The organism is Anaerofustis sp. LCP19S3_F7, assembly GCF_052119445.1.
In the GTDB taxonomy this organism is placed as follows: domain Bacteria; phylum Bacillota; class Clostridia; order Eubacteriales; family Anaerofustaceae; genus Anaerofustis; species Anaerofustis butyriciformans.
This window is the reverse complement of the sequence record NZ_JBQKFF010000002.1, coordinates 155,140-168,724: the sequence shown is the minus strand read 5'-3', so window position 1 is coordinate 168,724 and position 13,585 is coordinate 155,140. Positions and strand designations below refer to the sequence as shown.

Below are 13,585 nucleotides of genomic sequence, written 5' to 3'. Positions count from 1 at the left end.
AGGTCAAATCACATCTGAATTGTCTTTAGGTGCATCTACTTTATCGATTTGTACCATAATAGTCAAATTATCAATATAACCATCATTGTTTTTATCTACTTCACTTGCATTAATATTATTTTCAAATTCTTCCATTTTTGATAGACAATCATTTAATAAAGACTGCGAACTATTATAGTTTGATTTATTTTTATCAAGAGTAATATATTTTATTGTTCTGTTATCTTCATTTTTTTGAGGGAAATAAGATCTTACATTTAATTGTCCATTTGATAAGATATTTATATATTTTTCAAATGAATTTGGTATATAGCTATCTGAGTTATCATTAACTTGGTTTTCAAAATAAGTAAATCTCGAATATTTTGCATTATATGTATAATCTTCATTATATGTTTCTTTCGTATCATCTTTAAATTTAACAATAAAGACTAGATTCCCCATTTCTTTATTTGCCGCTTTAATGTTTGGAACAAATAAAGATACACTTACAAATAATATCATTAAAAAAGTTAATATTCTTTTAAACTTCATAATAATCCCATTATAGATTATATTCATTCTAAATTATTTCAGATATTCTACTATATCTAATATTAAAATGCAAATAATTTATAAAAAAAACAGCTAAAAGCTGTTTTATATTGATAGATCTTTTTTGCAGAATACTTTTATACCTATACAAAATAATAATATACCGATAACATAAAGTATTATGGCAAATAAAACTCCTAAAATATCACCTTCTATAATCTTTGCTGTATCAAATAGAGTAAGTGGAGTAAGGTATTTTAAATATGAGAATTTTTCTCCAACACCGGAAATCATTTGTATTAATAAAAACAAAACATTTAACCCTATTCCAACAGATAAAGCATATCTGGAATCATTAAATATACAACTTGTTAAGAAGCATATGCCTAAAATAAATATCCAAAGTCCAAATACACCACAATTAATCAAGAGGAATTTAGATATATCAAGTTCTCCATTAAACATAACTTGACTTAAAATAATAATTAATGAAGATATGTATATAACCAAAATAAGTAACATAAAAATCATAACAAATAACCAAGAAAAAATTATCTTAAATCTACTGTTTGGTGTAGATAAAATATAAGATAAAGATCCTTTATCGGTATATTTTACAATAAGCCTATTGGTTAATATTCCTATAAAAACAAGAGGGAAAGCAATAAACAAGAACCCATATAGATAATTACAAATAAATTCAATTAATGATGTACCTGGATTAGACATATTAAAAGCAGAAAAAATACCTGACATACTTTCTGACATCATTTTTAAACTTTCCCCAAGTTTTGGATCAAACATACTTACTATCATCGAAGAATATAGAGTCAAAATAGCCATAAATATAAATAATATTTTATAATTAGATTTTATTTCTTTCTTTAAAAGTACTAAATTAATCATTTTTTTCTCCTTCATAATAATGCATAAATAATTCTTCAAGACTTAAAGGTTTTATATCCATATCAATGACGTTAAACTTAGATAATAATTTTATTAGTTTATCTAAATTTTGTTTTACGTTAATTTTAACAGTATCTCCTTTATGGTGAATATTCTTAAATAATGCAGTAAATCTCATAGCTTCTTTTTCATCTGCAAATTTAATAATAAAATGTTTGCTTTTTTGTTTAGTTAAAGAACTTATTTTTTCATTTAATACAAGTCTTCCTTCTTTTATGATAACGCTTCTATCACAGGTTTTTTCAATTTCTTCAAATATATGGGAAGACATTAAAATTGTTGCTCCTCGTTTTTTTTCTTCTAAAATTAACTCGATAAACTTATTTTGCATTAATGGATCTAATCCGCTTGTAGGTTCATCTAAAATTAAAATATCAGAATAATTCATAAAGGCACATATAATTGCAATTTTTTGTTTCATACCTTTTGACATTTTTTTAATACGCCCTGAAGCATTTAATTCAAACATTTCCTTAAGCTGATTAATTCTTGCAAAATCTTCTACACCTTTCATTTTTGCAATAAAATTAATAAACTCATCGCCTTTCATATCATCCATTAAAGTATTTTCTCCAGGTAAATATCCTAAATTGGTATTAATTATTTTACTATTAAAAAAAGGATCTAACCCATTAACTTCTACACAACCTTTATCCGGTTTAATAAATCCAAGTAATGTTCTTATTGTTGTCGTTTTTCCTGCTCCGTTTGGGCCTAAAAATCCCATTATTTCACCTTTTTGAACTTTAAAACTTAAATCAAAAACGCCTTTATTGTCTCCATAATCTTTAGTAATGTTATTTACTTCGATAATATTCATTTCACTCTCCATAATTAAATTTATTTATAAAAATACTTTTTTAATAATTCCATAATTTCATCAAATTCTAAAATGATATCAGAAGATTTAATTTCTTCATCCCTCATTAATTTTTCATGCAAATATCCATCCATAATCCAAATAAAAATTTTATATATCATAAATAAATCATTTTTATCTTTAAATTTTGATACATCTATATTATAAAAATATTTATCATATGATTCATTAAATTGTTCAACAATAAGTTTTTTTATTTCACTGATGATATTTTTATCACTGCAATAATAACTTCTAATGCAAAAATCGAATATATATGGATTTTCTTTTACTAAATCTAACTTTATTTTTGCGGCATAATTCATTAATTCAAAAAAATCTTTTATTTGAGTTATTTTATCTTTTTTAATTCTTTTTTCAATTATTTTTATTATATTATCTATTAAAAATAAATACAAAGTTTTTTTATTTTTAAAATAATAAAAAAGCAAACCTTTTGATATTCCTGCTTTATAAACAATTTCTTCCGTAACGGCATTTTTATAATCATTTTTTGCAAATACTTCAATAGCAGCATTTATTATTTTATCTTGTTTTTCTTTTTCAAGCTCATAAAATTTTTCATTAATCATTTATTACTCCTAATACATATCTAATAAAAGTATATATTATTGACTATTTTTGTAAAGCCTTGAGATATCTTTTTTATAATATTTTTTTATGCTATAATGCTAACAGGAGGATATATGGAACAAAAAGAAATTACAATCAGAAATCTAAAAGATGAAGATTTACCCCAGATAAAAAACTTACTTTATGATACATGGATAAAAAAAGACTATGGAGAAAATGAAGAAGTTGCAAATGAAATAAGTTCAATTTTTATGTATGAACTTCTTTATCGTCAAACATTCTCAAACGTTGCAATTTATAAAAATAAAGTTGTAGGAATAATTCTTGGAAGAATAAACAAATGTTATAAATTAAAAAACAATACCACATACATAGTAAAATTAATATTACACTGTTTAAAAACTATACTTATTAAAGGCGGTATAAAAGCTTTAAAATCAGAAAAAGAAATAGCAAAAGTAAACAACGAACTATTAAATAATTTAAATACAGATACAGATGGAGAACTGGTTCTTTTTGCATTAAACAAGAATATAAAAGGAAAAGGTTTAGGATCTAAATTATTAAATTCTTTTTATAATTATATGAAAGAAAATAATGCAGATAAATTTTATCTTTTTACTGACACAACATGTGATTATAGTTTTTATGACCATAATGGATTCAAAAGAGAAAGTTCAAAAAATATTTATTTCAAAAAAGAACCTGAAACATATTTTATATACACAAAAAAATTAACTTAAAAAAGGACTTTTAAAAAGTCCTTTTTATATTTCAAAAGAAATAAATCCTTTCTCTTTATTAGAAAAAGTATATAATTTTTTTACGCCGGCAGCTTTTAATCTGCTTATTCCAAGATTATAAAGAAGATCAAGCATTTCCAAATTATGAGTATCAGATGACATAGTAAATTTAATTCCTTTATCATTTGCCATTTTGATAATTTCATTTGATGGATACAAACTTCTTACACCATGTTTATATCCCCCACCGGTATTTAATTCTAAAACAGCATCAATTTCTTTTACTTTATCGAGAACATCTGATACTAAGTCTTTATACCACTTACTCTGTTCGTCAAAGAAAATACCGTCTATATTATTTTTTTTAATCAAATCAATATGCCCTGCAACTTCAGGTTTTAATTCGCATAAATTGTTATAATAATTTTCATAATAATCCATTACAAATTTTCTTGCATCATTATCATAACTTCTCTTTAATGATTTTCTAAAAGTAGAACATAACTCATCAACAGGCTCCATTATTCCGTTTGCATTAGTTAAATGAACAGAACCTACAATATAATCTAGTCTATCTCTAATACCAGAAATATCACTCATTAAATATCCGCTTTTACCATATCTTTCACTTTCAATTCCGGCAAATATTTCTATTTTATCTTTATATTTTTCTTTATATTCATTTATTTTATCAACATATTCATTATATTTTTCAGGTTTTAAAGAATGATTTTCATAATTATATGTACAAACATGATCGGTAATACCAAAATGAGTAAAACCCCTGTTGATTGCTTCAATAATTAATGTTTCCATTTCATCTTTACCGTCACTTAAATTCGTATGATTATGAAGTGATACTTTATACATCTTTTATACCCCCTATCTATTAGATATCTTTTCTACCAATATAATTCCGGCATCTTTTTCACTTATCTCTCCTATTTTTATTTTATAATCTAAGTCTAAACATAAGTCAAGAAAAACGTGAATTTCATTCAAAGAATATTTCTTTGAAGAAATGTTTGCCATTTTAACTGCATATGGATGAAGAGAATAATCTTTTACTATATCATTTTCCGTTTTACCTTTTTTTATATACTGTTTACATATATACATATTTTCAAAATTTCTTACAACAACACCAAGTATCTGCATAAATTTTACATCATTATATTTTAAATTATGCAAAAGCTTAAAAGCATAATCTGAATTTTTATCCCTTAACGCATCAGTCAATTTGAAAATTTCATCTTGTATATTTACACTTATAATTTTTTTAATTTCATCAATATCTATTTTTTCTTTATTTATACTTGATAATTTTTTTATTTCACCTTCAAAATAACCTAAATCAACTTTACTTTCATCAACCAAATATCCGCTTGATTCTATAAAATATCCAACAGCATCATTTGTAAGAATAATATTGTTTTCCTTTAATTTTTTTCTAACCCATGATTCAAGTGCATAAGCTTTAAATTTATCAAAGTCAACTATATCACCATATTTTTTTATGGTTTTATATAAAGCTGTTCTTTTATCTAAAGAACCCTTAATCCATATTACAACTACTGTAGTTTTAGGAATATCTTTTATATAGTCGCTAAATTTTTTTGATATATCTTTATTTGTTATGCTCTCACTTTTAATAAAAACCATTCTGTAATTATCCAGCATAGGTAAAGTTTCACAAAGTTCAATAGCCTTATTTATATCAATTTTTTTATCATCAAATACAGAATAATTAAATGCTTCATATTCCTTTGAAAGTAAATTATTTTTTAAACTTTCAAGCATTTTTTTTGCAATATAATCTTCTTTAATATTAAATAAATATATATTTTTAAAATTTTTCTTTCTTATATTTTCATTTAATTTTATATAATCCATAATTTTTCTCCTATCATCTTTTTTATTATGTCATCATTACCCTGCTTTATGTTTAATTGGGATTTTTATATATCCGCTTAACAACAGAAGAACAAAATAATATAAAATTATAAAAACAACACTCATATTTTCTATACTAACCGTAGCAAAAGGAAAACTTGCAAGTATAGAAATAATATATCTAATAATACTTAAAATGATATTTAAAAAATGAAGAAGGAACATTCCAAACAAGAAATTACCAAATAATCCTCCAACAATACCTATTATCATTATAGGTGCCATTAAAGGTACAATTAATAAATTACCTATAATACTTATAATAGAAACCGTACCGAATGAATTAAGTATAATAGGTATGGTAAATAAATATGCAGATATACTTACAGAAAATAAACCTACAATATTTTTCTTAAACCTGCTTTCTTCATAAAACATTTCAAGAATTTTAAATTGTATTACCGGTGCAAGTAATATAATACCTATTACAGCACTAAAAGATAATAAAAAACTTACATTAAATAAATTAAGAGGATTAATCATAAGTAATATTATCGCTATTACAAATATATTATTAAAAGCATCATTATCTTTTTCATGCTTCAAGGATAATAACTCATTTAAAATACACAAAAACATTGCTCTAAGAGCTGAAACAGACATACCCGCAAGCATAACATACATAAATAATATCGGTGCAACAATAAATACTCTATATTTTTTGTTTATATTAAACATAGAAATTATAAATAAAATAACACCATAAATAAGTCCTACATGCAACCCTGATACTGCAAGTACATGACTTAAACCAACAGCATTAAAGTCTTCAGTAGTTTCTTCACTTAAACTTTTATCTGAGAACATTATACCCATAATTAAATTTACATTTTCTTCATCATCAATATTTTTAAGTAAATTTAATTTAAAACTATCTCTTAGTTCAAAAATTTTATCTAAATAAAAAATTAGATGTCCACTTTTATTAAATTCAACTTTATTTGTATTTACATTTATATAATTATAAACACCTATCGTTTTTAAATATAAATTATAATCAAAATCATCAAAAGCTTTTGGAGTTTTTACCTTACCTGTAAATTTATAATAATCTCCAACATTATATGTATGATAGTCATAATAAACGTTTATTAATACTTTATCTTTTATATGTACAGTTTTTCCTTCATCAAAAATATTTATATCTTTGACATAAAGCTGTGTTTTATCTTCTTTATAGACAGGTGCTTTAACAATTTTTGCGGTAAATGTAATATTTTTTTCTGCAAATTGATTTAATTCACTATTATAATTAAGTTTATAATTTGTATGAACAAAAGTAATAAGTCCAAAAATAATACAAACAATAAAAATAACTCTCAAAGAATTATTAGGAAAAAGTTTAAATAAAACAAGACACGACAAAACAAGCCCTAAAATATAAATTAAAATAGGACATTGTAAATATGCTAATATTATAGAACATAAAACATATAAAAAAAGAACTATTGCCGGTCTTTTAATATCCATAAATATCTACCTTTTTTTTTAATTCGTTATTAATAATTTTAACATAAATATTAATAAATTTCTTAAAAAAATAAAAAAGGGTATATAAATACCCTTTTAAATTATCGATAATGTTTTTAAAATATTAATATTTCCCATTACTCCATAAAGTAAACTTTCTTCATCAAAATTAAAATTAACACTATGGAGAGGATTTACATATCCCTTGTCTTCTTCTCTTATACCAAGTTCATAAAAGAATGAAGGAACCTCCTCACTATAATAAGAAAAATCTTCAGCACTTAAAATAGCATCACCCAAAATATAATCATCACCAAATGCAGGAACAACCTTATCATAAAGTTCTTTATCATTATAAGTTACGCCATAAAAAGGTCTCCAATCATATGTAATTTTGCAGCCATAAGCTTCGCTTAATCCATCAGCCAATGCATGCATTCTCTTATCTATGATATTATAAGTATTTTTATCAAGTGTTCTTATTGTCCCTTCCATTTCAACGTGTTCGGCAATAATATTAATTCTATCTCCACCTTTAATAGTACCTATTGTAACAAGTCCTTCTTTAATTGGATTAATATTTCTACTCACAATACTTTGAATTCCATTTATATATTGTGCTGCAATAACTATAGAATCAATTCCGTTATGAGGAGCAGCTCCATGTGAAGCTTTACCGTCTATAAATACAGTAAATTCTGTTGAAGCAGCATAGAAGCCATAAGGTTTTGATGAATATTTCCCTTTTGGGATGTTTGGACTAAGATGAAGAGCAAAAACATTTTTAACATTATATTTTTTTAATTTTCCTTCATTAATAATAAGTTTTGCTCCACCAGGTCCTTCTTCTGCCGGTTGAAAAATCAACAATATATTTTTTTTAAGTTTATCTTTATTTTCTGATAAATATTTTGCAAATACAAGAAGTATAGCCATATGGCCATCATGACCACAAGCATGCATCATATTACAATGTTTACTTTTAAAATCAATATCATTATTTTCTTCCATACTTAGCCCGTCCATATCGCTACGAAATGCGTAAGTTTCTTTGCTGCCTGCATTTATAAAACATAAAACACCGGTACTAGCTGTTTCTTCGTATTTAAAACCTAAGTTTGAAAGATAAGTTTTTATATATTTGCTTGTTTCAAACTCCTTTAATCCTTCTTCTGGAATTTGATGTAAATCTCTTCTTATTTTTGTTATTTCTTCAAAATATTTTTCTTTAATCTGTTCAAACATTTTTTTCTCCAAGATATAAATTATTCTGTCTTTGTTTCATCAGTATTTGATTCTGTATTTGTTTTTGTTTCATCTGTTTTTTCTTCATTTGCCCAAGGAAGAGTTTCTGAATATTCTCTATAAACAGTATGAACAGTTCTTCCTTTTGAATCAGTATTATATAAATGTAATAAATTGGCGCCAGGATCGTAATTAAAAGTATATTCTATAGTCCCATCACCGCTTGTTGCAGTAAATTTTCCATCAGCTACTCCGCTTATTGTATATGTAGTAGTTGTAGGTGAACCTTCTTTTTTTGTAACGGTAACAACCATTGAAGATTCGTCAAGAACCATATCTGTTTTTGTTTCATCTGAAATCTTTTTCGCATGAGAATCTTCATAAATACTATCAAGTGTCCATTTGTTTTCAATATCTGAAAAATCAGTTGAATGTTCTTTAGGCTCTGTACCGCAACCGAACAGAGAAAAAAGTAATAAAGTAGTAATTAAAATACTTAATATTTTTTTTGTTGTTTTCATATAATCGTACCTCATATTTATTTGTGATATATTGTATCATATAGATAAGAATATTTTAAAACATTTTTATTAAAATTTAATTAACTTATCTATTGTTCCTCCACCTAAACATACATCCCCATCATAGAACACACCGATTTGTCCCGGAGTAACGCCGCTTTGTTCCTCATCAAAAATAACTTTTACTGTTTTTTCATCCAAAACTTCAACCGTTACTTTCTTTAAAGGCTGTAAATGTCTAAATCTTAAATCACATCTAAATTTCTTAGCAGGAAACTCTCCAGAAACCATATTTACATCTGTGGCAATAAAGCCATTTTTATATAATTTAGGATTTTTATCTCCTTGAACAATATATAATATATTATTTTCTAAATCCTTATCAGCAACATACCATCTTTCTCCGCTTCCACATCCTCCTACACCAAGACCTCTTCTTTGTCCTAAAGTATAGTACATTAAACCTATATGCTCACCTTTCTTTTCTCCGGTGTCCATATCAATCATATCACCTTTTTGATTAGGCAAATAATTTTGTAGGAAATTTGTAAAATTTCTCTCTCCTATAAAACATATTCCGGTAGAATCTTTTTTCTTTGCATTTCTAAAACCTTCTCTTTCAGCTATTTTTCTTACTTGTGATTTTTCCAAATCTCCTATTGGGAAAATAACTCTTTCAAGCTGTTTTGAACTTAATAAAGAAAGAAAATACGTTTGGTCTTTATGTTGGTCTTTTGCTTTTAAAAGTTTTGTTCCGTTTTCTGTATGTTCAACCTTAGCATAATGTCCCGTTGCAATATAATCTGCATCAAGAACATTCATTGCATAATCTAAAAAACACTTAAATTTTATTTCTTTATTACATAATACATCGGGATTAGGTGTTCTTCCTTTTTTATATTCATCTAAAAAATAAGTAAATACATTATCCCAATATTCTTTTGTAAAGTTAACGGTATAACAAGGTATACCAATGTTTAAACATACAGCTCTTGCATCATCATAATCTTCTTCGGCTGTACATTCGCCATTTTCATCAGTTTCATCCCAATTTTTCATGAATAAACCAATTACATCATATCCTTGTCTTTTTAAAAGATATGCACTTACGGCACTGTCAACTCCCCCGCTCATACCAATTACAACTTTTTCCACTTATACTTCTCCTTTTATAAAACTATTCTATTATAGTTTATACCTAATTCTTTTAGAGCTTTTTCTTCTCTTGTATGACATGTAAACATAATAATTTGTTTTTCATCTGATACTGATGCCAAGTATGACAATACTTCTTTTAACCTGTAATCATCATATTGAATAAAGCAGTCGTCCAATATAATAGGCATAGTACTTTTAATAAGCAAATTATCAATGATACTAAAACGAAGAGCAAGATATATTTGGTCAATTGTTCCGTAACTTAATGTTTCAGCATCAACCATTTGTCCACTTTCTTCATCAAGCACCATAACGTCCATATTATCATCAACTTTTACAGTAGAATATTTACCATTTGTGATTTTAGACATAATCTGTCCTAATGTTTCGTTAATTTTAGGTGCAACATTTGTATGGATATCTTTTGAAATACTATTAATTGTATCAATAGCCTTTTCAATTGCAAGAAGTTTAAATTCAAATTCTTTAATTCTTTTTTCATATTTATTTATGTCTTCATTAATTACACATAAATTTTCATTGAAAGAATTTGATTCTTCAAGTATTCCGTTTATTCTAGATAACTTTGCAGATACATTTGTTATTTCATCATTGATCACATCAACATCATCATCTATAATGTTTCCATTATTAGATTTAACTAAGTTTAAAGTATTTTCATCAATATCTTCGCCTTCAAATTTTTTAGCTAAAGCATCGATATCATTTCCGTCAATGATATTTAAAAGTAATTTGTTGTTACTTTCATATCTATCTATTAGTCTGTCATATTCTTCTCTTTTTTCTAAAGCTTCTTTAAACTCTTCAACATTTGAAATATTATTTTCTATTAATATTTCATTCATCTTATAAGTATTTTTGCTTATTTTCTCTTCTAATATTTTATTTGTTCCGTCAAAATCTTCTAAGTCCATTTTATATTTTTCAAGTTTATTTTGATTAAAAGAAAATTCTTTTGCAATAACACTTTTTTCTTCCAATATTTTAATTAACTTATGAGGATCTTCTTCACCGTAATCATTAAGAATTTTGTTAATTTCAACTTCATTTAACTCAATCATATTTTGAGTTCTAATTAAAGATGTATCATATTTTTCAAATTTCTTTGATGTTTCTTTATATACACTAAGTATTACAAGCTTCATAATTAAGCATATTACGGTTGCACCAAGTGCTATATAGAAATAAAGTAATAAAGATTTGCTTATTGTAAAGCTAAATGCAAGCATAAATGCAGATATTATTGCCATAACTACACAAACTATATTTATAACTTTATTTGTAGTAGATTTAGCAGAATAATCTTTTTCAACTTTAACATCTTTTTTTTCTGAAAGTCTGCCTTGAAGTCTTTCAATATTACCAAGCCTGTCTTTTAATATTTCTATATCTGAAATAATTTTATTGTAATCTTTACCTTTTGTTTCTTTATTTACTTCTTTATTTTCATCATCTAAACTTTTTAAAGCATTATTTACATATTCTTGTTTTTTTCTTAAATCGTCAATTTGTTCTTGTAAAGATTTGTTTTCACTATATAAATTTAAAAACTTTGTATATAAATCATTGTTTATATTTTTATATTTTTTTAATTCCTCAATTTTTTGTCTTATCTTCTCATTATCGGCTTCAACAGATTTATATTTAAAATATGTTATTTTTTCCTTATTTCTCGCAATATCATTTATATTTCTAAGAATATCTTTTTTCTTATTTAAAAGTTCATTTAGTCTTTTTTCAAGTTTATTTGCTTCCAAATAATATTCTCTGTTTTCTTCCATTGCCTTAATGGCATCTTCTCTTGATTTTTTTAGTTGTTCAAGTTTAATGACACTGCTTCCATACTCTGATTTTGATTGTTTTCTTGTTCCTATTAAAGCTTTTTGCTTTTCCAAATAATCAATGGCTTTATTAACAGAAATTTTATTATTATTCCCTTTTTCATAATTAGCCAATGCTTCGCTTATTTCTCTTTTAAAATCTTTTTCTGTTTTATTTCCAAGCTGAGAAATTGAAATTGTATTATTATATAATACACTGTTTAGTTTTATAACAGGAGAAATAATTCTTTGTTTTGTTGATGCGTCATAAGGAAGTTTATCTGTTAAATCTTCACCTGTTATATTATCAAATAACTTAAATTCTTCATTTTGTTTGTCAAAATTTCTTTCAATTCTATATTCTCTTTTTCCAATATTAAACTCTAAGCTTCCTTTATATAAATCACTATTCCATGGTTTATATTTTTTATATTCATAAGAATAAATTTTATTCTTGCTGTAAGGCTTAAAGAAACCGAAAAATACCCCTTGAATAAATTTATGAGCAGTTGATTTTCCTGCTTCATTGTTACCATATATTACATTTAAACCATCTTCAAATTTTATTTCTTTATCTTTAAATTTACCAAAACTTTTAATGCCTAATTTTCTTATTTTCATCTATTTGGACCCCTCATTCAGAAGTGCATCTAGACCAAGATACAAAGCTTCAATATCAATTTCGTTTTCTTTTCCTTTTAATGCATCAATATATAAACCTATAATATTATCCTTATTTTCGGTATGAATTTTAGGCAAGAAATAATCTGCAGAAGTATTATCTATTATTTCTGCATAATACAATTCTTCATTTAATCTGGTTTTAATATCATCTATGGTTACAAGTTCGCTTAATGTTCCTTGTAAATTTATTCTATATAAGAAATTATCAATATTTCCATTTGCTTTTTCTTTAACTAAATTTACAATTTCTTCTAAAGAGTCAATTCCTGTTATATCAACATTTAAATCTTCAAATTGTTTAACATTGTTCTTTATTAATTTAACAGAAACTTTTTTATCTTCTATTTGCCCAAAAATATATCCATGATAACCTTTTTCTGAAAAATCATGAGGTTCAAGACTACCAGGATAAACAGAATTATTTGATAATTTAACAGATTTGTGAATATGCCCAAGAGCACAATAATCAAAACCTGATTTTTCTAATTTTGATTTACTTACAGGTAAATAATTTCCATTTGGATTTAGTAAGTCACAATGAAGTAGTAATATATTAGTTTTTGTTTTATCAAGTTTAGGTATTTCTAAAATATCTTCATTATAATATTTTTTTAAAAAACTTAATCCATAAATACAAATATTTAAGTCTTCTAATTCAACTTTTTCCAATTTATCACTATTAAAAATAGTGACATTATCCGGAAAAGAAAGTAAATTATAAAAAGATTTTTCATGTAAATAATCATGATTACCCGCAACAATAAAAACCCTTACTTCAGGAATCATTTTAAATCCGTCTATTATTCTATTTACATCACTTGCTCTTACAAGTTCATCTTCAAACAAATCACCTGCAATCAAGAGAATATCAGCTTCTCTTTTTTTGCAGGCTTTAATAACTTTATTAAATGCTTTAAACAGATCCTCTCTTCTTTCTCTTGCAATGCTTTTATCAAAAGAAGATGAAAGAAAAGAGGTTCCGATATGCAAATCTGCTGTGTGTATAAATTTCATATT

General features: G+C 25.1%; 13 protein-coding genes. 1 reads left to right on the top strand and 12 read right to left on the bottom strand.

What is annotated here, in order from left to right; genetic code table 11:
• Window positions 1-3 precede the first annotated feature (3 nt).
• From ACTQYZ_RS04210 to ACTQYZ_RS04195, 4 genes are all read right to left on the bottom strand, one after another.
• Window positions 4-534: a hypothetical protein gene (locus ACTQYZ_RS04210; protein WP_441022943.1), complete on the bottom strand. Its 531-nt coding sequence runs from the start codon at window positions 532-534 to the stop codon at window positions 4-6.
• A gap of 105 nt (window positions 535-639) precedes the next feature.
• Window positions 640-1,440: an ABC transporter permease subunit gene (locus tag ACTQYZ_RS04205; protein WP_441022941.1), complete on the bottom strand. Its 801-nt coding sequence runs from the start codon at window positions 1,438-1,440 to the stop codon at window positions 640-642.
• On the bottom strand, window positions 1,433-2,320 hold the full coding sequence (locus tag ACTQYZ_RS04200; protein WP_441022939.1) for an ABC transporter ATP-binding protein: 888 nt from the start codon (window positions 2,318-2,320) through the stop codon (window positions 1,433-1,435). Before ACTQYZ_RS04200 ends, ACTQYZ_RS04205 begins: the two co-directional genes overlap by 8 nt.
• Before the next feature lie 20 nt (window positions 2,321-2,340).
• A complete protein-coding gene (locus ACTQYZ_RS04195) occupies window positions 2,341-2,952 on the bottom strand; it encodes a TetR/AcrR family transcriptional regulator (RefSeq protein WP_441022937.1) in 612 nt (203 codons plus the stop codon).
• 114 nt (window positions 2,953-3,066) lie between these two features.
• On the opposite strand from ACTQYZ_RS04195, the gene ACTQYZ_RS04190 reads away from it, so the two are divergent.
• The gene (locus tag ACTQYZ_RS04190) at window positions 3,067-3,696 is read left to right on the top strand and encodes a GNAT family N-acetyltransferase (RefSeq protein ID WP_441022935.1); all 630 of its coding nucleotides are present in this window, start codon (window positions 3,067-3,069) and stop codon (window positions 3,694-3,696) included.
• A 24-nt stretch (window positions 3,697-3,720) separates the two neighbouring features.
• Here ACTQYZ_RS04190 and ACTQYZ_RS04185 read toward each other — a convergent pair whose 3' ends face one another.
• The 8 genes from ACTQYZ_RS04185 to ACTQYZ_RS04150 form a co-directional block, all read right to left on the bottom strand.
• On the bottom strand, window positions 3,721-4,566 hold the full coding sequence (locus ACTQYZ_RS04185; RefSeq protein ID WP_441022933.1) for a histidinol-phosphatase HisJ family protein: 846 nt from the start codon (window positions 4,564-4,566) through the stop codon (window positions 3,721-3,723).
• Window positions 4,567-4,578: 12 nt separating this feature from the next.
• Entirely contained in the window at window positions 4,579-5,589 is a 1,011-nt protein-coding gene (gene holA, locus ACTQYZ_RS04180; protein WP_441022931.1) for a DNA polymerase III subunit delta, read from the bottom strand.
• Between the two features lie 36 nt (window positions 5,590-5,625).
• Window positions 5,626-7,119, bottom strand: a complete 1,494-nt coding sequence (locus tag ACTQYZ_RS04175) for a ComEC/Rec2 family competence protein (RefSeq protein ID WP_441416076.1) — start codon at window positions 7,117-7,119, stop codon at window positions 5,626-5,628.
• Between the two features lie 96 nt (window positions 7,120-7,215).
• The gene (locus ACTQYZ_RS04170) at window positions 7,216-8,364 is read right to left on the bottom strand and encodes a M20 metallopeptidase family protein (protein WP_441022927.1); all 1,149 of its coding nucleotides are present in this window, start codon (window positions 8,362-8,364) and stop codon (window positions 7,216-7,218) included.
• 20 nt (window positions 8,365-8,384) lie between these two features.
• Window positions 8,385-8,885, bottom strand: coding sequence for a hypothetical protein (locus ACTQYZ_RS04165; protein ID WP_329384127.1), 501 nt, complete (start codon window positions 8,883-8,885; stop codon window positions 8,385-8,387).
• Window positions 8,886-8,954: 69 nt separating this feature from the next.
• Window positions 8,955-10,040 carry a tRNA 2-thiouridine(34) synthase MnmA gene (mnmA, locus tag ACTQYZ_RS04160; RefSeq protein WP_441022925.1) on the bottom strand — a complete coding sequence of 362 codons (1,086 nt, stop codon included), beginning with the start codon at window positions 10,038-10,040 and terminating at the stop codon, window positions 8,955-8,957.
• A gap of 14 nt (window positions 10,041-10,054) precedes the next feature.
• On the bottom strand, window positions 10,055-12,505 hold the full coding sequence (locus ACTQYZ_RS04155) for an ATP-binding protein (protein WP_441022923.1): 2,451 nt from the start codon (window positions 12,503-12,505) through the stop codon (window positions 10,055-10,057).
• Window positions 12,506-13,582, bottom strand: a complete 1,077-nt coding sequence (locus tag ACTQYZ_RS04150; RefSeq protein ID WP_441022921.1) for a metallophosphoesterase family protein — start codon at window positions 13,580-13,582, stop codon at window positions 12,506-12,508. It abuts the gene before it with no gap.
• Between the last annotated feature and the right edge of the window lie 3 nt (window positions 13,583-13,585).

Coding starts and splice junctions, on each gene's coding strand:
- ACTQYZ_RS04210 (WP_441022943.1), bottom strand. CDS start 534: ATGAAGTTTAAAAGAATATTAACTTTTTTAATGATATTATTTGTAAGT.
- ACTQYZ_RS04205 (WP_441022941.1), bottom strand. CDS start 1,440: ATGATTAATTTAGTACTTTTAAAGAAAGAAATAAAATCTAATTATAAA.
- ACTQYZ_RS04200 (WP_441022939.1), bottom strand. CDS start 2,320: ATGAATATTATCGAAGTAAATAACATTACTAAAGATTATGGAGACAAT.
- ACTQYZ_RS04195 (WP_441022937.1), bottom strand. CDS start 2,952: ATGATTAATGAAAAATTTTATGAGCTTGAAAAAGAAAAACAAGATAAA.
- ACTQYZ_RS04190 (WP_441022935.1), top strand. CDS start 3,067: ATGGAACAAAAAGAAATTACAATCAGAAATCTAAAAGATGAAGATTTA.
- ACTQYZ_RS04185 (WP_441022933.1), bottom strand. CDS start 4,566: ATGTATAAAGTATCACTTCATAATCATACGAATTTAAGTGACGGTAAA.
- holA (WP_441022931.1), bottom strand. CDS start 5,589: ATGGATTATATAAAATTAAATGAAAATATAAGAAAGAAAAATTTTAAA.
- ACTQYZ_RS04175 (WP_441416076.1), bottom strand. CDS start 7,119: ATGGATATTAAAAGACCGGCAATAGTTCTTTTTTTATATGTTTTATGT.
- ACTQYZ_RS04170 (WP_441022927.1), bottom strand. CDS start 8,364: ATGTTTGAACAGATTAAAGAAAAATATTTTGAAGAAATAACAAAAATA.
- ACTQYZ_RS04165 (WP_329384127.1), bottom strand. CDS start 8,885: ATGAAAACAACAAAAAAAATATTAAGTATTTTAATTACTACTTTATTA.
- ACTQYZ_RS04155 (WP_441022923.1), bottom strand. CDS start 12,505: ATGAAAATAAGAAAATTAGGCATTAAAAGTTTTGGTAAATTTAAAGAT.
- ACTQYZ_RS04150 (WP_441022921.1), bottom strand. CDS start 13,582: ATGAAATTTATACACACAGCAGATTTGCATATCGGAACCTCTTTTCTT.